At 65.4% G+C, this 26,001-nt stretch carries 17 protein-coding genes; 9 read left to right on the top strand and 8 right to left on the bottom strand.

All coding sequences use genetic code 11. The annotated features are described in order from the left end of the window. Positions 1-18 precede the first annotated feature (18 nt). The gene (locus VGK20_13290) at positions 19-588 is read left to right on the top strand and encodes a hypothetical protein (GenBank protein ID HEY2775015.1); all 570 of its coding nucleotides are present in this window, start codon (positions 19-21) and stop codon (positions 586-588) included. 91 nt (positions 589-679) lie between these two features. Here the strand turns inward: VGK20_13290 and VGK20_13285 are convergent, their stop codons facing one another. The 3 genes from VGK20_13285 to VGK20_13275 form a co-directional block, all read right to left on the bottom strand. Next, the gene (locus VGK20_13285) at positions 680-1,288 is read right to left on the bottom strand and encodes a hypothetical protein (protein HEY2775014.1); all 609 of its coding nucleotides are present in this window, start codon (positions 1,286-1,288) and stop codon (positions 680-682) included. A gap of 80 nt (positions 1,289-1,368) precedes the next feature. Next, entirely contained in the window at positions 1,369-2,970 is a 1,602-nt protein-coding gene (locus VGK20_13280; GenBank protein ID HEY2775013.1) for an NAD(P)/FAD-dependent oxidoreductase, read from the bottom strand. 4 nt (positions 2,971-2,974) lie between these two features. Further along, entirely contained in the window at positions 2,975-3,424 is a 450-nt protein-coding gene (locus tag VGK20_13275) for a DUF2834 domain-containing protein (protein ID HEY2775012.1), read from the bottom strand. 781 nt (positions 3,425-4,205) lie between these two features. Between VGK20_13275 and VGK20_13270 the strand changes: the two genes are divergently transcribed. Then, complete coding sequence (locus VGK20_13270; protein HEY2775011.1) at positions 4,206-5,048, top strand: hypothetical protein; 843 nt, start codon at positions 4,206-4,208, stop codon at positions 5,046-5,048. A gap of 92 nt (positions 5,049-5,140) precedes the next feature. Here VGK20_13270 and VGK20_13265 read toward each other — a convergent pair whose 3' ends face one another. The 3 genes from VGK20_13265 to VGK20_13255 all read right to left on the bottom strand — a co-directional run bounded on the left by VGK20_13265 (position 5,141) and on the right by VGK20_13255 (position 9,132). After that, a complete protein-coding gene (locus tag VGK20_13265; protein ID HEY2775010.1) occupies positions 5,141-6,268 on the bottom strand; it encodes an inorganic phosphate transporter in 1,128 nt (375 codons plus the stop codon). 12 nt (positions 6,269-6,280) lie between these two features. Next, complete coding sequence (locus tag VGK20_13260; GenBank protein ID HEY2775009.1) at positions 6,281-6,910, bottom strand: pit accessory protein; 630 nt, start codon at positions 6,908-6,910, stop codon at positions 6,281-6,283. A gap of 254 nt (positions 6,911-7,164) precedes the next feature. Beyond that, entirely contained in the window at positions 7,165-9,132 is a 1,968-nt protein-coding gene (locus VGK20_13255) for a hypothetical protein (GenBank protein HEY2775008.1), read from the bottom strand. A gap of 717 nt (positions 9,133-9,849) precedes the next feature. On the opposite strand from VGK20_13255, the gene VGK20_13250 reads away from it, so the two are divergent. From VGK20_13250 to VGK20_13240, 3 genes are all read left to right on the top strand, one after another. Beyond that, positions 9,850-11,031, top strand: coding sequence for a right-handed parallel beta-helix repeat-containing protein (locus VGK20_13250; GenBank protein HEY2775007.1), 1,182 nt, complete (start codon positions 9,850-9,852; stop codon positions 11,029-11,031). Positions 11,032-11,043: 12 nt separating this feature from the next. Then, complete coding sequence (locus tag VGK20_13245) at positions 11,044-11,562, top strand: hypothetical protein (GenBank protein ID HEY2775006.1); 519 nt, start codon at positions 11,044-11,046, stop codon at positions 11,560-11,562. A gap of 134 nt (positions 11,563-11,696) precedes the next feature. Continuing rightward, positions 11,697-11,873, top strand: a complete 177-nt coding sequence (locus VGK20_13240; protein ID HEY2775005.1) for a hypothetical protein — start codon at positions 11,697-11,699, stop codon at positions 11,871-11,873. Positions 11,874-12,160: 287 nt separating this feature from the next. Here VGK20_13240 and VGK20_13235 read toward each other — a convergent pair whose 3' ends face one another. Continuing rightward, entirely contained in the window at positions 12,161-16,489 is a 4,329-nt protein-coding gene (locus VGK20_13235) for a thrombospondin type 3 repeat-containing protein (GenBank protein ID HEY2775004.1), read from the bottom strand. Between the two features lie 1,344 nt (positions 16,490-17,833). Between VGK20_13235 and VGK20_13230 the strand changes: the two genes are divergently transcribed. After that, positions 17,834-18,250 (top strand): hypothetical protein, encoded by a 417-nt coding sequence (locus VGK20_13230; protein ID HEY2775003.1) that lies wholly within the window; start codon positions 17,834-17,836, stop codon positions 18,248-18,250. 278 nt (positions 18,251-18,528) lie between these two features. Beyond that, positions 18,529-21,282, top strand: a complete 2,754-nt coding sequence (locus VGK20_13225; GenBank protein ID HEY2775002.1) for a hypothetical protein — start codon at positions 18,529-18,531, stop codon at positions 21,280-21,282. 218 nt (positions 21,283-21,500) lie between these two features. Here the strand turns inward: VGK20_13225 and VGK20_13220 are convergent, their stop codons facing one another. Next, positions 21,501-21,935, bottom strand: coding sequence for a VOC family protein (locus VGK20_13220; GenBank protein ID HEY2775001.1), 435 nt, complete (start codon positions 21,933-21,935; stop codon positions 21,501-21,503). Positions 21,936-22,310: 375 nt separating this feature from the next. On the opposite strand from VGK20_13220, the gene VGK20_13215 reads away from it, so the two are divergent. After that, entirely contained in the window at positions 22,311-22,799 is a 489-nt protein-coding gene (locus VGK20_13215) for a hypothetical protein (GenBank protein ID HEY2775000.1), read from the top strand. A gap of 207 nt (positions 22,800-23,006) precedes the next feature. Continuing rightward, a complete protein-coding gene (locus tag VGK20_13210) occupies positions 23,007-25,991 on the top strand; it encodes an ABC transporter substrate-binding protein (GenBank protein HEY2774999.1) in 2,985 nt (994 codons plus the stop codon). Positions 25,992-26,001 lie beyond the last annotated feature (10 nt).

The raw sequence follows: 26,001 nt of genomic DNA, 5'->3' as shown, positions 1-26,001 counted from the left end.
AGTGGATGGGGGCAGGTGATGGGAACTGACCGCTGGGTCGTCAAGTTCGCCGCGCGCGAGCCGGAGCGCTTTGATCCCGAGGCGCACATTCCCGTGTTTCATCGCTGGATCCAGCAGAAGACTCTTCCGCTGGTGCTGATCGACGTCGCCGACTACGCGCACGTGAAGGACGGGCCCGGCGTGCTGCTCGTCAGCCACGAGTACAACATTTTCGCCGACCGTTTCGACGGCAAGGCGGGTCTTACCGTGCAGCGAAAGCTGCGCGGCGGTGCCGGCGCGGTCTCGCTTGCGGACACGCTGCGCGTCGGGTTGCTTGCGGTACAGGCGCTGACGGCGGAATCGTCGCTGCCCGGATCGCGATTCCACGTCGATCGCGTCGAGGTCGTCGCGAACGACCGGCTTCGTGCGCCGAACGACGCCGAAGGCTGGGCGGCCACACAGCCCGCGCTGCAGGATGTCGCGCGCAAGCTCTACGACGGCAGTGCCAGGGTAGAGCGGGAAGCAACGAATTCCGGCCAGAGACTGACTGCGCACATCGGCGGCAACGTCGATGACGCGGGCGCGCTGCTGAAGAAAATCCAGGGCTGAAGCATCGGCCGCGCATCGGTGGCCGTACGCGCGACGAGTCGTGCCGGGAATGGGCGATTGACGCTTGGCGTTCGCGACGCCGGCGCGCGGCTTATGAAATCCGCGTGCGAAGGCGCCGCACCACCGTGTCCAGGTCGATTCCCTGACTTCGCATCCACGTCGCAAGCTGTTCGAGCTCGCGCTCGCGGACCGCAGGCCTGGTGCCGACGCTGCGATGATGGTGGTCGAGAGCATCGGCGGCATACGCGAGCCCGGCGATCGGCCTCGAGCGCCGGATCGCGTCGAGAGCGGCCAGCGGTGCATCGCCCTTCGCCAGCATCAGGCGAAACCCCATCGACGGACCGCGGTTGATTCCCATGTGGCAGTGCACGAGCACTCGCGCGTGAGGATTCGTCATGGCGTCGCGCCACGCACCGAGGCCTGCGTCGAACCACGCATCGTCGCGCGGGTTGCCGTCATCGTCGGCGCCGACGTGCCAGTACGACAACTCCGGCGCGATCTCGCGAACGAGGTCTTCGTCGGTCCATTCGATGCGCAGGTCGAGGATCGAAGTGATGCCGGCCCGGCGCCATTGCCGGATCTGCGCTTCGGCCCGCGAACGCACGGGATCGAGGTCCCCGGAGAGGACGAGCCAGTCCGAGGTGCTGCTGAGGCGGCGGTGCCAGTAGTCGTAAGGGTCGACCGAAGAGGAGTCGGGCATCGAAGGGACGAACGTAGCCGCGGCACGATGCAAGTTCGAAGAATGCGGGCCTCGAACAGGCCGGCGCAAGTGGACTCCTGCTACGCCGCCCTGCGCGCCGCAACCGTCGTCTGGCGTTCGAGCGCCGCGGCCACCTCGTATGCCGCTCCATACCCCGGCAGGAAGGTCACGCCGGGACCCGGATGGCACGAGGCTCCGCACAGGTACAGGTCCGCGATTGGTGTCGCGTGCGCCGAGCCGGGCACCAGCAGGCGCCCCCCGATCATCTGCTCCGGATGAATGAGACCGTGCGTGAAATCGCCGTTGGTCGCACCCTGCATCGCCGCGAAGTGGTCGGAGGAAAACACCGCGCGCTCGACGATGCAGTCGCGCAGGTCGGGCAGGAATTCGCTCAGGCGATCCAGGATTCGCTCCGCCATCTGGTCGCGCAGCGGGCCGCGATGCTCGCGCGCAGCCTCGCACGGGAAAAAGAACCCGTACGTCGTCGCGATGTGGAACCCTTCGGGCGCAAGGGCCGGATCCATTACCGTCGGGATCTGCATGCCCACCGGCGGGTGCGACGGCACTTCCCCGCGGCGGCACGCTTCGTAGCTCGCCTGCTGCAGGTCGGGGTCCGGCACCAGCGTCGTGTTGAAGCGCGTGCGCGGATCGGCGTTGAGGTGCTCGAACGGAGGCCCGTACTTCGGCAGGCGCTTCAGCTTGAAGAGCATGTGCATGTACGCGCCGCGGTGCTCGATGTTCTCGATGCGCCGGATCGTCTCCTCGTCGAGGTTTCCGCGCCCGACGAGGCCGAAAAGCGTCGCGGGCTTGTCGAGGTTCGACACGACGGCCCTGGCGGTCAGTCGGGCTCCGTCGCGAAGCTCGACGCCCACCGCGCGCCCTTCCTCGACGAGGATGCGGCGAACCGGCGTCTTCAGCCGGACTTCTCCGCCCTTGTCGGCAATCGAGCGGCACAGCGCCTCCGACAGCGATCCCATCCCGCCGCGCACGCGGCGCATCAGCCCGCCGCCGTCTTTCTGGGCGAACGTGTAGACGAGGCAGAGTGCGCTGCCGGGAGTGAACGGCCCCTTGTACGTGGACTGCACTGCGGCGAACGCGACGAGCGCACGCAGCGTGCGGTGCCGCCGCTCGTCGGGCAGGAACCGGTTGACGAGGTCCATCGCGCTGCCGGTGAACACGAGCTCCAGCTGGCGTCGTTTCTTCTCGTTCGGTGCGCTCGCAAGCAGCTCGTCGAGCGTCTGCGGCAGGCTGCGCGGCGTGAATCGATGCATCACGCTGGCCGGGTACTTGCAGAATGCCATCAACCGGACGAAGCCGAGCATCGCACCGGCGCCGAAATGGCGCAGCACGTAGGCGGCCATGCGCAGCGGGCTCGAATAAAAGACCGCCGCAGGGGCATCGCGCGAATTGACGTTGCACGCCATGATCGGCAGGTCGATCATTTCGACGCCGTATCGTTCCAGCTCCAGCTCACGCTCGATCTCGTCGGCAAGCGGGAAAAGGAGACTGGCGCCGACGTCGTTGCGGCAACCGGTCAGGATCTCGCGCGTACCCGCCATGCCGCCGGGATAGGTGTTCTTCTCGAGGCAAAGAACGCGAAGTCCGCGCCCGGCGAGAAGGGCGGTGGCCGCCAGACCGTTGTGGCCGGCACCGACGACGATGACGTCGTAGTCGAAGCTCATCGCATCAGCCTTCGTGCGCGGCGTTCCAGCGAAGCTGCCGCTCCTGCGCGGCCAGGTAGAATCCTACGGCGAACGTGAAGCTCGTGAACAGGCTCATCACGAAATAGACCCAGGTGCCGCGCAGGCCGCGGCGAGGTCCGTCGATCATCGTCCACAGCGGAAACAGTACCACGTTCGTCAGGATCATGTCCTGCCCGGCAGAGCCGCTGGCCGGGTTGTCGAACAGCATTTTGGTAAAATGCACCCAGCTCGCCTCGGCGGGATAGGTGAATACGTACCGGGTGTTGAAGTACCAGCCGATGCAGACCGAGACGACCGCCGTCAGCCAGTACGCCCTCTCGACCCAGGTTGCGCTCGATCCGGTCCAATCGCCGCGAAACAGGTGCGCGTTAAAGTAGAAGAACGCGACGATGGTCAGCAGGCCAAGGCCCGCGTGGATGAGCAGAGAGGTCACGTGGACTCCTTGGGCCCGCTGGCCACTCTTTTCGGACCAACACTACGGCGTGCAGGTGCCGCTCGTACTCCCGTTTGCCCGTATCGGTCGTCAGGTCGGCCGTGTATGCCTGCTTGGCCAGGTTGTCCTTGATCTTGAAGCACTGAAGGTGGTCGCGGGTCTGCGCCGTTGCCAGCACCGGGACCATCAACAGGACGGGGATGATCGAGCGCGCCACCACGAGTGCTGCGCGTGGCGAGAAAACCGGCGATGAAGCTTGACGACGAGCGAAAGTTCTCAAGGACACCCCCTGCGCGATAGACACCAGATCGTTCGAATCGCCGACGATCGAAGCGGCCGTAATCATGACCCGCCGATGGGGTTGAGACAATTGGGGCGCGGTCGATAGAAGACGGAACGGTCAAACTCCAGCCAGAATCCGCGACACCCCGAAAGTCCCGCGAAGCACCGGCGCGTGGTCGGCCGCTTTGCCCGGCGATCCATCTGGCGCCCGACCGCCGCCTGCGCATCAGGGAGGCGACCCTTCCGATGCGCGCCGATGCGCGCCGACCGATGCGCGCCGATGCGCGCCGATGCGCGCCGCTGCCTGTCGCGCAACGGAGTGCGTCCGGTTCAAAAACCGCCGTCGGCACGCATCGCATAGGTGCGTCGGTTCCCGCATCCGAGGTGGAGGCGCCGAGGAATCGTCGTGACACGTATTGCCGGAAGGCGACTGCCGTGTAGCTTCTTTCCCATCTGTAGATTGCTCCGCAAACGACCACCCTCGACAGGAGAATCGACGATGACAACGTCTCTTACGATGCGCCGACTGCGCCGTGCGATTTTGCTCACGATTGCGGTCCTCCTCGCGCTTTCGACGCAGGCTTCGGCGCAACACTGCTGGAGGACTTGCCACCGCAGCGTGAAGCAGTGCGCGGCAGCCGTTCGCCCCGCAACTCGGGACTGCAAGGTCCAATGCCTGACGGACGCTGTCAGCGGAGACATGGGAAGCTGCGTGATCGGGTGCATGGACATCGTCGCAACGACGAAGGACACGTGTCGAAGTGGAGTCTTCAGCTGCATCCAGACCTGCAAGGACGGTGTGATCAGCGTCGAACCGCCGACGGACGGAGGAAATTCCGGAGGCGGAACCTCGGATGGCGGAATATCGGATGACGGGTCGCCGGGGGAGCACACGCCGGACGGGGAAACCGTCGATGACGGAGATTCCCACGGCCAGGACGGCGAGCCCGGCGGCAATTCGGCAGACTGTTTCGGACAGTGCGGCCAGGCTCTTGGCCAGTGCGCACATGACGTCGCTGCCGGCGGAAACACCTGTATCCAGGGCTGCGCAGCGGGGACTGGCCACCACGGCTGCATCGACGGATGTACGTCCACCGCGCGAGGCTCTTCGGATATCTGCAAGACCACCGCGCGAGACTGTCGCGCGAGTTGTGGCGGCTCGCCCGGCGCCACGACGACGACGCTCGCCATCTCGACGACGACGGAATTCGAGATGACAACGACGACGCTGGCAGCGACGACGACGACCCTGGCTTCTCCGACGACCACACTGACGTCGCCGACGACGACTGTACCTTCACCCACCACGACGCTGTCGACGCCGACGACGACGTTGATTTAGGGAACCGGCCGACAGACAGACCTGAAGCATGCGGCGGCGGGGCTGCTGGACAGCTCCCGTCGCCCGTCGCGAGCCGGGCGCCGCATCCGGCCTTACTGCCACCCGCCAATCTGCAATGCCTTGACCAGGCACCACGCCACGCATCCGGTGGCCGGAATCGTCAGCACCCACGCCCAGATCATTCGTTCGACGACCGTCCATTTGACCGCGTTGAAGCGCTTGGCGGCGCCGACGCCCATGATCGCGGCCGAAATGTTGTGTGTCGTCGATACGGGGATGCCGAGCGACGAAGCCACCAGGATCACGCTCGCGCCGCTGGTCTCGGCGGCGAAGCCGTTGATCGGGTCGAGCTTGACCATCTTGTGACCGAGCGTCTTGATGATGCGCCAGCCGCCGGCCGCGGTTCCGGCCGCCATCGTCGTTGCGCAGGTGAGCTTGATCCACAGCGGGATGTACATTTCGTGGCCGCTGTCTGCCTGGAGGCGAAGGAAAGAAAGCCACGGTGGAACGTGATCGAGCGCTCCCGCGCTGGTGGCCGCGACGAGCGCGAGCGCAATGATTCCCATCGTCTTCTGCGCGTCGTTGCTGCCGTGGGCGAATCCCATGTAGCCGGCCGACAGGAGCTGCGCCTTGGCGAAGAAGGCGGTGACGCGGCGTGTACGCACGATGCGCGCGAAGGTGCCTCCGAGGTTGCTCATGCCTGCGATCAGCGCGAACAGCAGTCCCATCACGAGGAATCCGATGACGAAGCCGGCCACCGGAGACGTGACCATCGGCACCAGGACTTTCCAGAGCAGGCCCTTTCCGGTCCACCACGGAGTGGCAGGCTGGGACCAGATCAGCGCCGACCAGCGGTTGTGCGAGGCGGCAAGCGCCGCTCCGCAAAGCCCGCCGATCAGCGAATGGCTCGACGAAGAGGGCAGGCCCACGTACCACGTGATCAGGTTCCAGACGATGGCGCCGAGCAGCGCACAGATGAGGATCGGCGAAGTGACTTCGACGACGTTCGTGTCGATGAGACCGGACGCGATCGTCTTGGCGACGGCCGTGCCCCACATCGCGCCGAGAAGATTGGTGCTGGCCGCGAGCAGGATGGCCTGGGACGGCGTCAGCACCTTGGTCGCGACGACGGTAGCGATCGAGTTGGCGGTATCGTGAAAGCCGTTGATGTACTCGAACACCAGGGCCACTGCGATCACCAGCAACAGAAGCGAGAGCACCGGCAGTAACCGTCAGGAGTGCTTGAGGACGATCTGGTGGATGACGTTGCCGGCGTCGCGGCAGCGGTCGATCCCGCGCTCGAGGATCTCGAAGAGGTCCTTCAGGATCAGGTAGCGCATCGTGTCGGTCTCGCTCGTGTAGCTGTCGCGGTACAGCTCGAGGATCATCCGGTCCGCTTCGTTCTCGATGGCCTGCATCCTGTCGTTCAGGTTCTTGGTGGTCTCCAGGTTGAAGCCCTTGCGGAACTGGCCGACCATCTCCTCGATCACTTCACTGGATCTCTCCAGCATCGCGGCGCGTGGAATGAAATCGACTTCGCCGATTCGCCCGGCCGCGATCATGTAGCGCTCGGCGAACTTCTCGACGATCTTCGGAATGCGGTACAGCGCCCCGTTGAGCGTCTCGATGTCCTCGCGCTCGAGCGCCGTCACGAAGGTGTTGACCAGCTCTTCGCTGATCTTCGCGTTGAGGTCCTTGGAGTGCTGGCGGGCCAGCTTGAACTTCTCGAGGGACCGCTGCGCGCGCGGCGTGCCGAGCAGGTCGAGCAGCGCCCGGGCGCTTTCGGTGGACGCGGCGGCACTGGATTCGAGCAGGCCGTAGAACTTGTCGCCTTTGCCGAAGATGGTCTGGAGGGAAAACATGGGAGGCCTCGTCGGGAAGGGAGGAGGCGCCGCGCGGGGGCGGCGGACGGCGGGGTATCTATCATGAGAACCGGATTCGCCAAATGCAGGCTGTTGCGCGCATCGCCACGGGGAGGGAGGGATACCGCGGAAGTCGTCACGCGGACGCAACCCGCTAGCGAGCGGGACCCGCAAACGGCGACGGGCGGAGCCGCATCGCAGCTCCGCCCGTCGGTTGCGGTGCGAGGGCACCGCCAGGGGTCAGTACGTCCGTGTCACTGGCAGCTGTCGATCGTGCAGCCGTCGAGGCGAGCGTCATGGCAGGTCTGCGGGCTCGAGGCGGCCCGGACCTTCGGACAGATCTGCGCCGGAGCGTCCAGATCCTGGCTGCAGAGCTGGGCGCTCGCGCAGTTGCCGTCGAAACTCACGCACGCCTGGGGCTGCCCGTCGATGTCCGGACAGTCGCCGGAATCATTGCCGCAGAACGTTTCGGTATCCGTTGCGCAGGTGCCCGTGGCGCACACGCCGTTCTCGATGCGGCCGCCGCCGTTGAAGCATTCGAGCTGATTGACGCATTCCTGCAGCGTCGGGCCACCGTCAACCGGATCGCCGGCGCACAGCGCGTTGCAGTCGCTGAACTTGACGGTGAGGAAGCGGCCGGTGATCTGGTCGCAGGTGCCGCCTTCGCTGATCTGGCAGTTGAGCGCCGTCGTGATGAGCTGGCGGTAGAGCTGGCGCTGCTTGACGCCCTGCACGCGGATGCAGAGACCTTCGAGCAGGTCGTCGAGGTTGCCGAGGTCGGCGGTCGTGTCGATGGTCTGGCCGCAGACTTCGATCGAGCCGCCGGCATCGAGCACGTCCTGCCCGACGTTCGCGCCGTCCTTCTCCTCGCCGCTGTGGTTCTGCCAAAAGCCGGCGCCGCGACAGATCTCGACGCAATTGTCGATGATCGAGCAGCCGCCGTCGGCCAGGCAGGTCGGTGAGGTGCACGCGATGTTGTCGTTGTCCGAGCAGTTGACGAGCTGGTCGGGTGGGCAGTCGACGCTGGTTCCGTCGCACGACTCGGCCACGTCGCAATTCGGATTGACCGCCGGACGGCATACGGCGTTGCTCTTCGCGTCCGCCGGGCAGTTGTTGTTGGTACCGTCGCAGGATTCGGCAACGTCGCAGACGCCTGCCGACGGGCGGCACAGCGCCGTGCTCTTCGCATCCGCGGGGCATTGCGACGAGGTGCCGTCGCACGACTCCGCCGTATCGCAGACGCCAACCGACGCGCGGCAGGGCGTGCCCGCCGGTGCGGCGTGATCGGCGGGACAATTGTTGCTCGTGCCGTCGCAGGTCTCGGCGCCGAGATCGCAGACGCCGGAGTTCGGGCGGCATACGGCCGAGCTTTTCGTATCGGCCGGACAGGCGTTGTTGGTCCCGTCGCAGGACTCTGCCGGGTCGCAGACTCCGAGCGATGCGCGGCACACGGCGCTGCTCTTGGCGTCGCCCGGACAGGCGGCGGCGGAACCGTCGCAGGTCTCTGCGGGGTCGCAGACGCCGGCCGACGGGCGGCAAAGCGCTGTGCTCCTGGCATCGGCGGGACACTGCGACGAGGTACCGTTGCACGTCTCCGCCGGGTCGCAGACGCCAAGCGACGCGCGGCACAGCGTGCCCGCCGGTGCAGCCTGGTCGGCCGGACAATTGTTGCTCGTGCCGTCGCAGGTCTCGGCGCCGAGATCGCAGACACCGGAGGACGGACGGCAAATGGCATTGCTCTTCGCGTCTGCCGGACAGTTATTGTTGGTTCCGTCGCAGGATTCCGCCGTGTCGCAGACTCCGACTGATGCGCGGCAGACGGCGTTGCTCTTGGCGTCGTCAGGACAGGCGGAGGTGGAACCGGTGCAGGACTCGGCGGGGTCGCAGACGCCGGCCGAGCCGCGGCAGGTCGTGGCCGCGCTGGTGAAGGTGCAGTCGCTGTTGCAGCAGCCGCCGCCGTCGCACTGCTCGGTGCCTTGGACCTTGCCGTCGCCGCAAACGATCAGGTTACAGACCGATGGGTTGGTGCCTACGCAGGCCCAGCCGCTCTCGATGGTGCAGGTGTCACTGCAGCCGTCGCCGTTGGTGGCGTTACCGTCGTCGCATTCTTCGGTGTTGTTGACGACGCCGTTGCCGCAAGAGGCCGCGCGCGCAGCGGGCGCGGTGCCCAGGATCAACGTCATTGCGGAGACGCTCGCGAGCGTCCACAGGAATCTGGCCATGATCGAGTTCTCCTTCCCCGCCCGCCGGGAACCAGCTCCCGGGAGTCCGGTGGAAGGCTAGGCCTAAGTCTCCGTTCCGTCAAACATTTTGGCGCGGATCACCGCGCTGCCGACAGGTATTGTCAGGGGCATTGCCGTCACGAGGCTGCCGACAGGCCGATGGAGGCTGGTTTTGTGAAGGAAACTACACTCATCGACGCCTGCAGCCCGTGGTCTGGGGAGGAATCAGGGGGAAACCGCGGCAGTGATCCTTATATATATCCCTTTGACGGGGTCGCTCCTCGCGCCGGAACCTGTTGCCGAGCTCGCGAGGCCGGGTCGGCGACGACGATGTCCTGCGCTCGAGGTCGGGTTCTTCAACCGGTTCGGCGGAGGAAGGATCTGGCGGCGTTGCTGCGCGGACTGCCGGAGGAGGCTCGTGCGCAACGTCTCGTATCGTCGCGTCGACTGTCATCAACGCCACTGAACAGTCGTTCAACGACTACGAGTCGCGTATCCGGAACAAATCTCACCCCTCGAATGGTGGGTGATCGTCGCTCATCGTCCGCATTGTCGACTCACGCACGATTGATTCGCCGCGCGTGACAAATCGTCGTGTGAGTCGTTGACGCTGCGATTGCCGGGGACGTACGATCCCAGCCGCACGCGAGTGCGGAGGGAGCCTTCGCGCTCCGAACAACGCCGGGCATTCCCGTGTCCGAGCGACCTGGAGGGACCATGGGATACGATCGCGAACGACGAATGCTGCTTGCCGGCATCGGCGCGGCCGGCGCGCTGGCGATGGCGCGCACTGCGCGCGCTGCATCGTGCGGAGACCCGGGGCCGCTCGGTCCGACGGGACCGACGATGAACAACATCTACAACAAGATCGCGTTCACCGACGAGGGCCTCGCGGAAGCGAGAAAGCCGATCACGAGCTGCCCGAGCACGCCGACGGCGCAGTTCTCGATCACCGATCCCGGCGTCTACTACATGGTCGCCAACATTACCGGCGTGCCGGGCAAGGCGTGCGTCGAAGTTCTCTGCGACCACGTCGAGATCGAAGGCGACGGATGGATCATGGTCGGGGCGCCGGGCACCGGAGAGTGCATTCGCACGCCGAGCCCACAACAGTGCATCGGCATCTACGACCTCGGCTTCTCGGGCTGGCAGCAGACCTGCATCAACCTGTCGAACTCCCTCTACTGCTACTGCGAGGAAGTCTGGTTCCATCTTTGCGATGCGAGCACGAGCTCGGCCGGGCTCGGCGCCTGCGCGCTCGGAGCCGGCGGCACGATGGACGATTGCAGCGTGCTCGCCTGCACGCACGGGCAGTTGTCGGTCGATCGCGACGGCATCATCGAGGAATGCGTCGTCATCGACAGCACGGGAGGCGGCCTGTCCTCGCCCGGTCCTTGCACGATGGAAGACAATTTCGTCCTGAACAACGACGGGACCGGCATCAGCGTCGGAAGCGGCGGAGGAATCCTCACCGGCAACCGCGTTTGCAGCTGCCCGACGGGATACTTCGTGAGCCCGTCGAGCGGATCCCACAGCAGCGTCGTTGCCGAAAACGACGCCAGCGACTGCACCACCGGCATCCAGGTGGCGGGAGTCGACGTCACCGTCGAGGAAAACCACGCCGGCCGGTGCACGAACGCGATTCTCATCTCGGGAGGGGCGTCGCGTGTGCTCGTCGACGGCAATCACTGCCCTGGCTCGTCGAGCACGGCCATCACGCTGGAGAACACGACGACGCGCTGCCTCGTAGTCCGCAACGCCGTCGCCTGTCCTCCGGGTGTTTCCGGTTATGCGCTTGGTGGTGCGAACTCGTGGGGGCACGTGGTCAGCGCACTGGGCGTCGGCGACCTTACGGCGGGCGGCACGGTGCCCGACGCGTGGTCGAACTTCGAGCACTGAGGAGGAACGGCGATGAACGGCACAGGCAGATTCCATCGATCTTCGCTGATTCCCGCTCTGGCGTTGCTTGTCGTGGCCGGCGTTTCGTACGCGGGGGTGATCGACAGCCCGCTTCCGACACTCGGCGGCAAGGGATCGGTGATGAACTACGCCGTTTCCGGCGTGGTCAACGCGGGCGGTCTCGCGACGATCTTTTCGTGCACGAACACGTCGAGCAGCGACGTCACGATCAGCGTCGAATTGTTCGTCGATGCCGGCGGCAACCCCTGCAACGACGCGAACGCGGCGGCGGTGACGGCACCGGCGGGCGGCACGGTGATGTTCTCCACGCAGGACAACATCCAGTCGTCGTTCTTCTCGACGCACCCGTTGTCGACGCCCCCGATGTTCCTCAGTGTCGGCTCGGCCAGGGTCGTCTCGACCGGAAAGGCGCTGATCTGTTCGGCGTTCATCGCCGACGTCTACAACTCTCCGCCGCAGTCGATGACTCCGCTCGTGCTGACGGCGAAGGGAAAACAGCGCGGTGGGTGAGGAGCAGCGGGCACTGCCGTACCTGCCAGCAACATTCCGAGGCGAGCTCGAGGTGGCGCGGGACGTCGTCGTCGCCGCGATCAAGCTTCCGCGGCGTAGAATCCGGTGGGACGTCCTGCGCACAGTGAACAACCATGAAAGCTTCGCCACTGGCGATCACCGTCTTGATCGTCGTGGGATCGGCGTTCATCTACAGCCCCGGCATCGGCTATGGCGGATGGCTTCTCGGGACGTTACCCGCTTCGCCAATCATCTACCTGGTCGTCTGGCTGGTCTTGCGAATCGGGCGCAGCGTTCGTCCGACTCCGTAACAGCGCTCTCAGGTGCGCAGGCGCCGGAAGCAACGGGCACTTCTCCGGTAACGAAGTCGGATTCGGGAATGCAGAAAAGGTAGACGGCGCGCAGGTTCGCCGAACAACCCGGAGACGGAAGAGACGTTGACGACCTTGCGCACGACGCCCTCGTTTGTGGAAGCAGACGCTTCGCGGGAGTGACGCCCCGCCGCGCGCCGCAGCCGGCGGACGCCTCTTTCCAGGAAATCTTCCACACTGCGCGCGACCGGACACCTTGCGGTGTCCGGTCGCGCATCGCAGCAGGCTCAGTGCTCGCGGCACCTCAGGCCCGACGGCGTCGGGTTGCATGCCGAGATGTCGTCGCTTCGCGTGATCGACGGCGTCGGCTGAACCAGGCTGACCGTCGCCGGCCCGACCGGTGTTGCCGTCGACGTCAGTTGATTCTGCATGACGTTGAGCTTCCACGTGCTCGGGACGCTGTTGATGCCCTGGACCACCGGCGAGAACAGCGCGCGCACGTGTGCCACGTCGTTGCGGCATTTGATCCGTCCACCGGCCACCGTGCACGTGCCGAGAGGGATTGTCCCGGTGAACGTGCCGGCGGTGACCGTCAGGTACACATCACCGAGCGCGAGGTCGTCCTCGAGCGCGACGCCCGCCGGATCGACGACGAGACCGCTGAAGCGGATCTTCGCGAGCTTGCCGGTTGTCGAGTCGCCGGCCTTGATCGCGACCTGGCTCAGTTGCAGGGATCCTGCCGTATCGGAAGTGTCGCAGACGTTGCCGATGCCATCGCCGTCGATGTCGGCCTGGTCGGGATTGGCAACGGTCGGGCAGTTGTCGATGTTGCCGCAGACTCCGTCGCCGTCCACATCGTTCAGCGGATCGAGAGGACAGGCGTCGACGCAGTTCGCGATTCCATCGTGATCGGTGTCCGTGTCGGCCGTGCCGCATCCGCACTGACCGGGGGCCGTTTTCGCCGGATCCGCCGGGCAGAGGTCGTTGCAGTTGGCCGTTCCGTCGGCGTCGGTATCGGTGTCGGCCACGCCGCATCCGCACTGGCCCGGCGTCACCTTTGTGGGATCGGCCGGACAGAGGTCGTTGCAGTTGGCCGTTCCGTCGGCGTCGCTATCGGTATCGGCGGTGCCGCATCCGCACTGGCCCGGCGTCACCTTTGCGGGATCGGCCGGACAGAGGTCGTTGCAGTTGGCCGTTCCGTCGCCATCGGTGTCCGTGTCGGGCACGCCGCATCCGCACTGCCCCGGCGCGGTCTTGGTCGGATCCGTCGGGCAGGTCTCATGGCAGTCGAGCGTGAGATCGCCGTCGGTATCGACGTCGGCCACGCCGCATCCGCAGGAGCCTGGCGCGGTCTTGGCCGGATCCGCATCGCAGCTCTCGCACGCGGCGCCCACGCCGTCGCCGTCGGCGTCCGTCTGGCTCGGATTCGCAACGGTCGGGCAGTTGTCGACGTCGCCGCAGACACCATCGTGGTCGACGTCGTCGAGCGGGTCATGCGGACACGGATCGCAGGCATCGCCGGCCAGATCGCCGTCCGAGTCGAGCTGATCGGGGTTCGGCACCGTCGGACAGTTGTCCATCGCGTTGGGCACGCCGTCCGCATCGCTGTCCGGATCGCAGACGCCGTCGAGGTACCCGTCGCCGTCCGTGTCGTTCAGGCTGGTAGCGAGGAAGCCGCTGGTGTTGAACGATCCGGACGTCGCATCGCACACGCCGGTGTTGGCGCCTGTCGGACAGCCCCACCAGTCGCCCGAGGCACTGATAGTGAATGGTGTCACGTTGCGCGCACCGAAGGTGCTGTTACCGGCGATTCGATTGGTCGGGCCGAATACCGAAGTTCCGCTGCCGGAGTTCGCCACTACGTCGATCCCGACGCCGTTGTCCGAGATGTTGTTCTGGTCGGCCGAGACGCCGGCACTCGGCGCCACGATCGCCGTCGCGTTCGTCAGCAGCGCATTGCATTCCAGGTTGACGACCGATCCGTTCACCACGCTGATGCCGGTTGCCGCGTTCGTGATGTGGTTGTAGGTCATGTCCGCCTTGCCGTTGGACTGCACGAGCACGCCGGTGGCGACGTTGTCGATCACGTTGCCGGTGAAATCGATCGGCTGCTGCGCGGAGAAGTCCGAGCCGGCGATCCACTGGAAGCCGAGATTGGCGCCAGAGACGGTATTGCCCGAATAGGTGACCGTGCTGGTTGGTCCCGAGTGCGACGTCACGCGGAACGCGCGCTCGAGGTTGAGCGCCGGGTTGTTGCCGCTGCCGAGGTTCACGAAGTGGTTGTTCGCGACCGTGACGTTTCCGGTGTGCCCGTGCGAGTTCTCCCAGATGCCCAGGATCGTTTCCGGATTGGCGGCGTACTGGTTGCCGAGGACCTCGACCGTGTTCCCCTGGATCATCAGGCCGTCGTAGACCGAGCCGCCGCTCGTGTTCGACTGCATGCCGACCGACGACGCGTAGTTGCCCGTCGCCGAATCGCTCACACCGCTGCCCGGGATGTCGATGAGGTTGTTCGAGATCATCTGGTCCACGCCGTACGAGAAGTGGATGCCGATGTTCTGGTCGACGTCGGCAGGCGCGAACGAGGCGTTCAGGTCGGTGGCAACCCGGATATGGTTGTGGGTGAGGGTGACGCCGTTGTAGGCGTTGGAGGGTCCGCATCCGAACAACCCGATCCCGAGATCCATGTCGTTGATCTCCAGGTTCGAGATCGTCCAGTTCTGGTGGGTTCCGCCGTCGCACGCGCCGATGAAGCCTTCGAGATCGACCAGTGGCAGGTCGCCGGGACCGTTGATCGTGCCCGCGCCGAGACTCGCCGCCGTCAGTGTCACGCCGTCGACGTTGGCCGGCATCTGGATCCAGTAGTCGTCATCGGTGCCGGGCGTGTCGTCGATGCCCTTTGCCCAGCGGGCCGATGCATTCGGCTCGGTCCAGCTGAAGATGCCCGAAACGTTGACGGTCTGGTTGTCGACCGCGCATTCGACCGCGTTGGCGAGGCGCGTGAAGTTGTTGTCGGCTGCGTTCGGCGCGCCGGTCGGCGTGACGGTGATCGACGCCGGAAGCTGGAAGCCTTCGGTGGCGGGGTCCGCATCGGTGCCGTTGACGAGCCACGGCGCGAAGGCGCCATTGCCGGTCTTGGCCGCGCCGTTGCCGCCGGGATTGGATGCCGCCGTCGGGCCCGAGATGTTGTTCCACCAGTTGCAGGTCTGGATGGCGCTGGAGGCGGCGACGTTCACGTTTCGGATACCGACGGTGTTTCCCGCCACGCTGTTGAAGGCGATGGTGCCCGAGGTGGTCGGCGAGTTGCCGCGGCCGAAGTCGGCATCGGCCAGGTTCGACTGGTCGCCGTCGACCGCCGCATTGGCCGTGTAGGGAAGGTGTCCCTGCTGGATCTGGATCCCGACGTCGCTGTTGGTCACCGTGTTGTTGAGCACCTTCATGTTGGTGCCTTCGACGACGATGCCGAAACCATCGCTTGTGCTCGGCTGCTGGAAGCCGCGAATGGTGTTCTCCTTGACGACCACGCCGTTCGGGATATCGGCATAGCCCTGCCCCACGGTCCATGCGCGGCGGTAGACCGCGATACCGGCGACGTCGCGCGCATCGACGGGCGTCGCGACGGTGCGCTCGACGAGGTTGTCGCGGTAGACGATGCTGCCGTCGCCGCTCTCGAGACCGGTTCCGTTGGGCATCTTCACTTCGATCCCGAAGCGCCCGTTGTCGCGCACGGTGTTGCCGGAGATGATGTTGGGACCCGCGCCGCTGGTCAGGCCGAGCGTGGACATGCCGCTGTCTGTCTGGTCATGGACGAGGTTGTTCTGGATGGTCACGCCGGACGCCGTGCCGTCCTGCAGCTCGATGCCGCAGCAGTTGTTGTTCGTCACCGTGCAGTTGGTGATCGTGATGTTCTTCTTGAACCCGTTCCAGAGGACGATGCCGCGGCTCTTGTTCCCGTCCGAGAGCACGTTGTTGATCAGCACGTTCTGGACGGGTCCGTTCAGGTAGATGCCACCCCCGTTGACGGCATTGGTGGTGTTGTTGGCCACCGTGTCCACGCCGTCGATCGTCAGGTTGTCGTTGCCGACTTCGCCGAAAATGCCGGAGTTGCTCGCGTAGTTCTGCACGCGAAGGTCGAGGATGGAGACGCCGGTCTTGCTGCCCCGGACCCAGATGCCCGGGGAGGCACCGATTCCGGTCCCCTCCAGGATGGTATGCAGCGCCGGGTTCGTGCCGGCTCCTGCGCCTTGCAGCGTAATGTTGTTCAGGGCGATCGAAACATTCTCGGCATAGGTTCCGGCGGCGACGTGGATGGTATCCCCGGCCACGGCCTGGCTGAGTGCGTAGTTGATGGTAAGGCAGGGGCTTGCGACGCTCGTGCAGCCCGGAGCGTTGACGCCTCCCGTGTGGTTCACGTAGCGATCTGCCGCCGCCGACGATGAAGCGGCGGTGAGCGCGAGGAATGCTGCCGTGGTAACGACGGTTGCGCACAACTGAAAGAACAGACGGTTTCTCTTCGCGACGAGCGCCTCGCGACGCTGCAGTCGTGAAGCGAACCCTCTACGGACGCACGGTTGTGCGTCGTCGGTGGCTGTTTTCTGCTTCCGGCAATTGGGCATGGTCCTACTCCTTTTTCGGCACTGGACGGGCAGCTGCGCTCACGCGATGTGGAACACGTGAGCGCGCCGGCGCTGGCGCGGGCCGAGAATCGGTCCCCGCTGCCGGCGTACGCGCTGCAGCGAGCTTCCACTGTGAAAAATGGCACGCACCTTCCCCTTCGATGCGCGCGCCCGCCGTAAAGCAGGCAAGCGCCGGGCAACGAGTGCGTGTCACGAAACAGCGATCCAGCGACCGCCGTGCTCGTGACGAGCCGAGAAACTAAGCGTGTGCGGAACCGGCAAACGGTTGCGGTGGCATCGGCAAGAACCTCCTTCCGGTCTCGGGCGACGGCGATTCCACTCAGGAGTGGTTCCCCCTGCGCTGTTCAGCACGATGCGTGCCGCATGCGACCGGCCGGGTTGGCGTAGCCGGGGAGCTGAATTTGCTGGACTTATGCGAGTGCCGCTGCCAGCCGATTGTCAGATCCGGCAAAAGATGTCGTCAGAATTGCGACGCGCGGACAGCCGCCGTGCGTGAGAGGGCGGAAAGAAGGAACCCCTGGCAGCTTTGCCACGTGGGGTTCGAACCGAGATGTGACTATGTTCACTAAGGTACCGGACCGATCCCGGCATCTCTCGATTCCGTGGGGACGATAGGGTCCGGATGAAGCCAGCCACGTCCCCGGCGACCGGCCGCGGGATCGGCCTCAATGGCCGGCCCCGCGGATGACTCGCCGAGCACGAAGTCTCCTGCAGTCGCCGCCGGATGTTCCGGCTGACTGCCCGGGCACGAACTCGGCGGCCGACATCGCCGCGAGCGCCGGAGTCGGGGCGTGTCTCAGCGGCGACCCGAAAGCGGTCGCAGGAGTCGAGTCCGGTTTGCAGGATCGATCCGGGCGATTCCGGCTCATTCCCACGAGCGCGGGGATGGGGCTCGGCTTCACTGCCACTATCACCGCGACGCTGGTAAAGGAGTAACGGTCTTGCTCGCATCGGCGTTCCGCGTCGGCGCGCCGATACGAGTGCAGTTCGAGGTACTCGAGAAGGCGTCCTCGAAGCCTCGCAAGCGGTAGGGCGCCTCACTACGCAGGAACACTCACAAACGGACTGCCACGCTCGACGCTTTCGCAGGGCTCGAGCGCACCAATGAGCACCCCGCGCCCACGCCGGCCGCTTCCGCGGCGAGACCCGCCATCGCGCGGTGGGCAGGACCGTTGCGTGTCCCTCCCGGCCTGACGGCTCGCCCCCCCTCGTGTTGCGGTCGGCGGCCCGATACGAGCGCGAGGTCGCGCCGGCGCGGGCGACGTGGGGCTCGTCACAAACGACGAGAGTTTTTTGCAAACACCAACAGGGAGGAACCCGAAAATGAAGGCATTCGCGATCTCGATACTGTTCGCGTGCGCTGTCATCGCGGGCGCGCTGCCGGCCGCAGCGAGCACCGTCGCATCGGTCGCGAAGAAAGGAACACCCGTGGGCTATGCCAAGGTCAACGCCGACGGCACCATCGTGACGTTCGGTGGCAGAGGCACGGCCAGCGTGACGGCATCGGTCAACGCTCCCGGTTACCACACGGTCAAGTTCATGGGCAAATACCCATCCGACATCGACGTATCGAAGGTGGTCGTGCAGACGACCGCCGAGGCAGCGAGTTACGGTGTCACCAACGATACGGTCACGGCGGCGTCGCCGACCGAGATCGACATCGACGTGTCCGACTGGGAAAGCGACAACACCATCGTGACGGGCAGCAACGTGTTCATCACGATTTACCTGGGCCGGTGACCATGGATCGTGCGGCGGCCGGCCCGCGCTTCCAGGAGGGAATTCTCCAGCCATGTGGTGTCCCGCTTTTGGGAGGAGGTCCCCGCCGCGTCCCGTCTTCCGCCAAGGATTCCACAGCGACCGAGTCCTGTTTCAGCCGGGGCCATGGTTCGGTCGTTCACGAACGGCGGTTCCGGGCCGTTCCGATTCCATCGTAAACGGCGCTTGCACTGGGGGAGACTTGAGAGCCACGGTCGCGACTTCCGACCGCAGCGTGAACTGCTTCTCCCGGAGGAGCGATGAACCGAGACCGCAGGATTGTCCGAAGTGCAGTGCTGCCGATGGCGGCGCTGTTCCTGGTCATCGTTTCGCCGTTCTACGCCGTCGCGGCAGAAGGTGCTTGTGGCCAGCCCCAGTCTGCGGGAACCAAACCCGCCGCCAGTGACGCGCTCGCGGTCCTGAAAAAGGCAGTGGGGTCGGTCTCCTCCTGCGATGCGAAGCCCTGCGTCTGCGACGTCAACGGAAACGGCACCGTGACCGCGTCCGACGCCCTTCTGACCCTGAAAGCCGCCGTCGGGCAGGCCGTCGCGCTGACATGCCTCGGATGCTCGACCACGACGACGATTCCCGCACCGGAGGGCTGCGGCAACGGGGTGCGCGACGGTGCAGAGGAGTGCGAAGGACTCGACGGCTGTGCGGCCGACCAGCGCTGCACGGCCGCCTGCACCTGCGAGGCCGTCGCGACCCATCCGCCCACGAGTCAGGAGCTGATCGCCCGGGCGCTCGAGCACGGGGAGATCGACTACCCGACTTCGCTGCTCTATCGCGTGTGGGCCCTGAATCAGGCTCCTGAGCTGCCCGAGGCCTACGACGGTTCCGGCTCGGTCGGAGAGGACCTCTCGCTTCTGGCCGAACTGTCGCTCGTACGCGCGACACTGCCGGCGGACGTCGAGACAGCGATCGCGCCCTACCTCGTGCGACCCACTGACCCGACTAGCATCTACTCGACGGAGCCTCCGGCCGCGGCCGGGCTCCTGGCGGACGGAACGCCGACCGAAACGCCGCCGCCGGTCAATTGCCCCATGGTCAACGGCGTTGCCGACTGGGGCTACTTCGAGACCGAGCACTTTGTCGTCTGGTCCTGCAACACTGGCTACTGCGACCACGGCCTGCCCAATACGACACCATGCCGGGATGATTCCGACTGCGAGACAGCCCCGAACCAGTTCGACGGCCACTGTACTGCGCCGGTCGATGGCGCGCGCAGGCTGGTGGTCGGCACGGTCGCCGAGGAAGTATACGCGGCGTTCACGCCGGAACTGGGGCCTCCACGACCAGACGACGATCCGACAGGTCCCGAACCCCGCAATCGCATCGACATCTACATGCTTCGACCCAACGAATGCAGGCTTCGAGGCGGCGTCTGCAATCCCATCTCCTCCACGGCGATCGCGTCGTCGGCTTTCGCCGGTCCCTGTGATTGGCAACGTGGCGGCGCGCTCACCTCGAGCGGCTACGTAAAGATCAACGCGACTGCAGTCCCCACGACAGCTCCGGAGCCGGACGAGCCTTCGAAATTTCGCGCGGATCTCGATCACGAACTGTTCCACGTCTACCAGTTCGGACTCAACGTGGAGGTCTTCGCCGTGGTGTGCGGGCCGACGCCACCGGGAACTCCAAGCAAACACCGCACGTGGCTCGCTGAAGCGACAGCCGAATGGGCGAGCTTCGGATTCTTCCCGATCGACGACGCCGAGCGCAGGAGCGGAACTTTCAGTGACTTCCAGAACGACCGCCGGTATGAACCGGATGCTGGGCTACAGGTCACCGACAGCTGGCTCGAGTATGAGGCAGCACTCTATCTGCAGTTCGTGCAGCAGGAGGCCGACAGTATAGAGCCGGTCCTGGACATCTGGACGAAGAGCCAGGCAGCCCGCACGGAGGAGGACCTCGATACCCACCTCGATTCGATCCTGTCGTTCCAGGATCACTTCCGGGACTTCGGCGTGCGCGACCTCAACGTGGAACTCACCGGCAAGCCTGTCTCCCCGATGTTCTCCGACCTCGATCCGGCCCGCACCAAGAACCTCCTGCCCGAAGTGCTTCTGCCCACCGTCAAGCTTCTGCCGGACAGGAACTTCCAGCGCTGGGCCGAGGTCGACCCGCTGTTCGTCCAGCATGAGCGCTATCTGGTCGACGACCTCACACGCTACGTGCGCATTGACGTAAGCGACGTTCCCAACGCCGAACACCTCCCGATCGATGCGATCGTCAGGGTCGGATCGAACTGGGAACGGCGCAAGGTCCCCGGCCCGATCTTCGAGTTCTGCAGGGACGATGCGGGTGATGATATCAGCGAATTCTACCTGGTCCTGTCGAACGACGACCGCAGGCACGACGGAAAGGTGAACGCCCAGTACAAAGTCGAGACCAAGTCCTTCTGTCCCGGAGGCTGGACCGGCCAGATCCGATTCGTCCAGACCCTCGACGAGCACTCGGAGCCGTCTACCCCGACTTCCTCGAGCATCATCGACCGGCACGAGCACGAAGAGCAGACCTGGACCGTCATCAGCACCGCTCCCGTCGAACAGCCCTACCCCGGCGAGGAGCTCACCGCCACCTGGCAAGCCGACCATTCGGTAGAAAACGTCACGACGACCGTGGAGCAGGGCTGCGGGACTTCGACCTTTACCGAATTCGGCAACGGAAGCGGCAGCGCCAAGACGACGTTCGACGCGTTCCCCGCAGCTGCCGGGTCGTTTTCCTTCACACCTGCGGAACAGTCGCACTCCTTCGGTGCCCCGATCACGTATGCAGCGCAGAAGTGTGACGGGGGCTCGGATTCCGTTGAAGACACGCAACAGGTTGTCGAAGGCATCGGGTATCTGATCGCCGTATCGGGGCTGTCGCTCCTGACACCGCTGCCGGACGATCCGGGCCACTTCGCCGGCAAGTCGACGCTCGTGCACGATGAGCAGCCGACGGCGGGCGGGGGTCTTCAGGTCCTCGACCTTACCGTGAACTGGGATTTGCGGCGCACGCTGGAACGATAGCGCGGCCTGAGCGGACAGTTCGCCGTCGCAAAGAGTCATGGGGGCGATCGTTCGGGGCCGGCGCTTGTTCTTCCCATCCTCTGCCGGCGGATCGCTCTTCTTCTATCGCACGAGCGGCGATCCAGGCTCCAACCGTTGCAGACCGTCGTCTGCGGATCCACCCTCTCCCTGGGCTGCGCCCGTGACGATGGCACTGCGGCCCGCCAGGCGACCGGCGCTCACAGGCCCTCGTCCTTCCACTCTTCGATGCCCTCGACCATCACGCCGCCGGCTTCGCGCGGGCGGATCAGCCAGCGGCCCTGCTTCGCGTTGCCCGTCGGCGGACGATCGATGAGATCGAACGAGCGATCGCGAAGCAGCCGTCCGCTGGCATCCACGTCGTCCACGACCACCGCGAGGTGGTAGAAACCTTCGCCCTTGGTCGCCAGGCGCCGTGCGACGGCGTTCGTCATGTCGTTCTTGTCGAGCGGCTCCATCAGCTCGATGCACATTTCGCCGACTTCGCCGGAGACGGACACGAAGACGCTGCGGATGCCTTCGACCTCGAACACGGCCTCTGCGCACTTGCGCATCCCGAGGCGATCGCACCAGAGCGCGAGGGCGTCATCCATGCTCGAGACGACGAATCCGATGTGACTGATGCGTTGGATCATACGATCTCCTGGCGGGATGGGAACGGTTGCCGCGCCGGCGAGAACAAATGCAGAAAGCGCAGCGGTACCGATTCGGCCAGGCAGCTTAACCAAGTGGTCAGCGTGAGCCCAGCCAGGCGCCGGTCTCCACGGATTTTTCAGACGAAGACGTCAGGCCGTCGGCGCAGCCCGCTCGATTGGCCCGAAGTTCTTGCAAATAGTGAGACTGACTCAGGACACGGGTTTCGTTCCGCCGTGACCACCGGTCTGCGGCATGACCAGCCGACCGTCTTGCCCTGCTTGTGGTGGGGGTATAGACGATTGCCCATTCTTCAAAGGAGGTCCGTCGATTTCCGGCGGACTGTCTGCCCGCAACCAGTCCGAGGATGATACCCCATGAAACCAGCCGCATTGATGGTCGCTGCACTCGTTCTGGCCCTGCCGGTTCATGCGAGCGCGGTTACGACGTCGCCCGGGAAAACGAGCGTCGCAGCCACGGAGACCGGTGCGCTCGATGCGATCGGCGACATGGTGCCGGTCACGGTCACGCTCGCCAAGGGCAAGCCGAAGCAGCTCCTGATGATCAACGTGGCGGTTTCGATTGGCGGTGACCCGAGCCTCCCTGCGCTCTACACCATCGTCACCGTGAATGGGACAGCTGTGAGCCATCCCGGGGTCCAGATCAACCAGTGTAACACGGCGAGCTTTCAGTATTGCACGATCACCACGACGAACTGGGTCGATATCGACGCCGCCGAGCTGGCGGGGCCGGGCCTTTTCGTTGGCCAGCCACTAACGATCGTGGTCACCGGCGGAAACAACATAAGCGCGGGGACGGGGCTCGGCTTCACTGCCACTGTCACCGCGACGCTGGTGAAGAAGTAACGGTTTTGCTCGTATCGGCGTTCCGCGTCGGGGCGCCGATACGAGCGCAGTTCGAGGTACTCGAGAAGGCGTCCTCGAAGCCTCGCAAGGGGCACATTTCGCCGACTTCGCCGGAGACGGACACGAAGACGCTGTGGCAGTCGGCGCACGCGTGCAATTGCACCGCCTCCGCCACTCTGACAGGTACGCCACGGACCGCGGATCTGCATGTGGCCGGCCATCAAGCGACTTGCCCTCGGCGCGATCCTGATCGCGCTGGCTTCCGCCGTTCTTCTCCTGTCCGACTCGTCTCGCCGTAGAGTCGACCCCCAGCAAAAAACGGTCCGCGTCGCGATTCTCCAGCACGCCTCGCAACCGCTGCTGGACGACGGCGTCGCCGGCATGATCGACGGTCTTGCCGAAGGCGGTTACGACGAAGGCAGGAACCTCGTCCTGCAGCGCTACAACGCCGAGGGCGACCTTCCGACCGCGAACACGATCGCGAAGGAGATGACCGGCGGTCGCTTCGACCTGCTGATGACCGCATCGACGTTGAGCCTCCAGGTGGTCGCCGGCGCGAACGCCGCCGGCAAGGTGCGACACGTCTTCGCTCTCGTGTCGGATCCGGTGGCGGCCGGTGTCGGCATCAGCCGCGACAATCCGCTGCAACACCCACCCTACATGGCGGGCTTCGGGACCATGCAGCCGGTCGATGCCACGCTGCGTCTCGCGCGAAGAATCTACCCGGACCTGAAAACCGTCGGCGAAGTCTGGAATCCCGCCGAAGCCAACTCGGAGGCGCAGACGAAGGTCGCGCGCGCGACGTGCAAGGACCTCGGGATCGAGCTTCTCGAAGCGAACGCGGAGAATTCCTCCGCTGTCGTCGAAGCGGCCGCGTCGCTCATCGCGCGCGGAGCCCAGGCATTGTGGGTCGGCGGCGACGTCACGGTGATGGCGGCGCTGGATTCGATCATTCCGCTCGCGAAAAAATCCGGCATTCCGGTGTTCAGCAGCATGCCGGGCGCGCAGGGACGCGGAACCCTTTTCGATCTCGGCGCTGATTACCGGGAAGTCGGTCACCTTGCCGGCAAGCTTGCAGCCCAGGTTCTCAGTGGCCGTGATCCGGCAACGGTTCCGGTCGAGAACGTCCTGCCGGAGCGGCTGGTCATCGACCAGTCGCTCGTCGCGACGCTCAAGGATCCGTGGCGCTTTCCCGGCGACGTCGTCGCGCAGGCGGCGGCGGAGCAGGCGAAGGCCGCATCGACGGCGCGAATAGCGACTGCAAGCAAGGGGCCGATCCCCGGGCGCAAGTACAAAGTGGGCGTTGTCTACTTCGCGCCGGAACCCGGCGTCGAGGCTTGCATGCGCGGCGTCTACGACGGGCTTCGCGACCACGGCTTCGTCAAGGGCCAGAACCTCGAGGTGCAGGAAGCGCACGCGCAAGGCGAGATCGCGAACATTCCGGCTCTTTTCCAGAACTTCGACTCGCAAGGCATGGACCTGGTCATCCCGATGTCCACTCCTTGCGTGACGGCGGCTTGCGGCACGGTCAAGAAGAGTCCCGTCGTTTTCACGTACTGCTACGACCCGATTGCTGCGGGAGCAGGCAGATCGTTCGAAGATCACAATCCGAACGTGACCGGCGTCGGCTCGTTCCCGCCGGTCAAGGACACGCCCGAGTTCATCCAGAAGCTGCTTCCCGGCGCGAAGAAAGTCGGCACGGTCTACAACAGCTCCGAGGCCAACTCGCGCAAGGTGATCGAGGTAGCGCGCGACGTGTTCGCCAGCCACGGCATGGCGCTCGTGGAAGCCACGGCGATCAACTCGACCGAGATCTTCCAGGCGACCCAGTCGCTGGTCGCGCGCGGCGTGGACGTACTCTGGATCGCCGGCGACAACACGGCGATCCAGGGTTTCGACGCGATCGTCAAGGTGGCCGCCGACGCGAAGATCCCGCTGGTGACGAGCGACGTCGAGCCGCATGCGGAGAAATCACTCGCGACTCTCGGCATGACGTTCTACGAGCCGGGCTACGCCGCCGGCGAGCTGGCCGCACGCGTGCTGACGGGCGAACACACCAAAGACATCCCGTTCCAGAACATCTCGATCGTCAGCGTCACGCTGAATACGGCCATTGCAAAGCGGCTCGGCGTTCGCATTCCGGACGACGTGCTCAAGTCGGCGGCAGCGATCGTCGACGAACAGGGCGTGCACGAGCAGGCAGCGGCGGCGAAGGCTCCGGCACCAACGACGCCGACCTCTTCGAAGCCCGGCGTAACCGTGCCGGGGGCGCGGCTGGCGAAAACCTGGAAGCTCGACCTGCTCGAGCTCGTCACGGTGCTGGATGTCGAGGAGGGCGAGCACGGCATCAAGGACGGGCTTCGCGAAGCAGGCCTCGTCGAGGGCCGCGACTACGTGCTCAGGATCCGCAACGCGCAGGGCGACATCCCGACGCTGTCGGCTCTCGTGGACGCCTCGCTCACCGACGGAAGCGACCTGATGCTGACGATGTCGACGCCGACGCTTCAGGCCGCGATGCAGCGGGCGAAGAAGATCCCGATCGTTTTCACGTTCGTCGCCAACGCCGTCGCCGCCGGCGCGGCAAAATCGAACGAAGACCATGCGCCAAACGTCACCGGCGTCCCGACGATGGGGGCTTACGACGAGCTGCTCAAGGTCGTGCGCGATTGCGTCCCGAACGTAAAGCGCATCGGCACGCTTTTCGTCCCGGCCGAGGTCAACTCGGTGTACAACAAGGACGAGCTGACCAAGCTCGCCGGCAAGCAGGGCATCGAGGTCGTGGCCGTCCCGGCAAACACCGCGACCGAGATCGCCGACGCAGCGCTCGCGCTCACGAACCAGCCCCTCGATGCGGTCGTGCAGATTGCCGGGAACCTGACGGCGTCGGCCTTCGTCAGCATCACGCAGGCATCGCGGCGCGCGCGGCTGCCGCTGTTCGGCACTCTTGGCAGCAACGCGGTCGACGGTGCGCAGGTGACCGTCGCGCGCGACTATTACGAGGGCGGGCGCGAAGCGGCGCTGATGGCCGCGCGCATCATGCGCGGCGAGAGCCCGGCGAACATTCCGCTCGAGCCGCTGCGCCAGGTCAGGCTTCTGGTCAACGAAGATGCCGCGCGTGCCATCGGCATGCGGATTCCGGACAGCGTCCTCGGGCGCGCCGAGAAGGTTGCGGGCTCGAAAAAGGGTTCTTAGGCCGCGTCCC

It is taken from the genome of Candidatus Binatia bacterium (assembly GCA_036493895.1).
Lineage (GTDB): Bacteria > Desulfobacterota > Binatia > UBA1149 > CAITLU01 > DATNBU01.
This window is presented reverse-complemented; position numbering and strand designations above follow the sequence as displayed.

Excerpts from the sequence above, each read along its gene's own strand:
- VGK20_13250 (HEY2775007.1), top strand. The coding sequence starts at position 9,850 with ATGGGATACGATCGCGAACGACGAATGCTGCTTGCCGGCATCGGCGCG.
- VGK20_13220 (HEY2775001.1), bottom strand. The coding sequence starts at position 21,935 with ATGATCCAACGCATCAGTCACATCGGATTCGTCGTCTCGAGCATGGAT.
- VGK20_13235 (HEY2775004.1), bottom strand. The coding sequence starts at position 16,489 with ATGCCCAATTGCCGGAAGCAGAAAACAGCCACCGACGACGCACAACCG.
- VGK20_13270 (HEY2775011.1), top strand. The coding sequence starts at position 4,206 with ATGACAACGTCTCTTACGATGCGCCGACTGCGCCGTGCGATTTTGCTC.
- VGK20_13260 (HEY2775009.1), bottom strand. The coding sequence starts at position 6,910 with ATGTTTTCCCTCCAGACCATCTTCGGCAAAGGCGACAAGTTCTACGGC.
- VGK20_13225 (HEY2775002.1), top strand. The coding sequence starts at position 18,529 with ATGAACCGAGACCGCAGGATTGTCCGAAGTGCAGTGCTGCCGATGGCG.
- VGK20_13210 (HEY2774999.1), top strand. The coding sequence starts at position 23,007 with ATGTGGCCGGCCATCAAGCGACTTGCCCTCGGCGCGATCCTGATCGCG.
- VGK20_13285 (HEY2775014.1), bottom strand. The coding sequence starts at position 1,288 with ATGCCCGACTCCTCTTCGGTCGACCCTTACGACTACTGGCACCGCCGC.
- VGK20_13290 (HEY2775015.1), top strand. The coding sequence starts at position 19 with ATGGGAACTGACCGCTGGGTCGTCAAGTTCGCCGCGCGCGAGCCGGAG.
- VGK20_13255 (HEY2775008.1), bottom strand. The coding sequence starts at position 9,132 with ATGGCCAGATTCCTGTGGACGCTCGCGAGCGTCTCCGCAATGACGTTG.
- VGK20_13240 (HEY2775005.1), top strand. The coding sequence starts at position 11,697 with ATGAAAGCTTCGCCACTGGCGATCACCGTCTTGATCGTCGTGGGATCG.
- VGK20_13230 (HEY2775003.1), top strand. The coding sequence starts at position 17,834 with ATGAAGGCATTCGCGATCTCGATACTGTTCGCGTGCGCTGTCATCGCG.
- VGK20_13215 (HEY2775000.1), top strand. The coding sequence starts at position 22,311 with ATGAAACCAGCCGCATTGATGGTCGCTGCACTCGTTCTGGCCCTGCCG.
- VGK20_13245 (HEY2775006.1), top strand. The coding sequence starts at position 11,044 with ATGAACGGCACAGGCAGATTCCATCGATCTTCGCTGATTCCCGCTCTG.
- VGK20_13280 (HEY2775013.1), bottom strand. The coding sequence starts at position 2,970 with ATGAGCTTCGACTACGACGTCATCGTCGTCGGTGCCGGCCACAACGGT.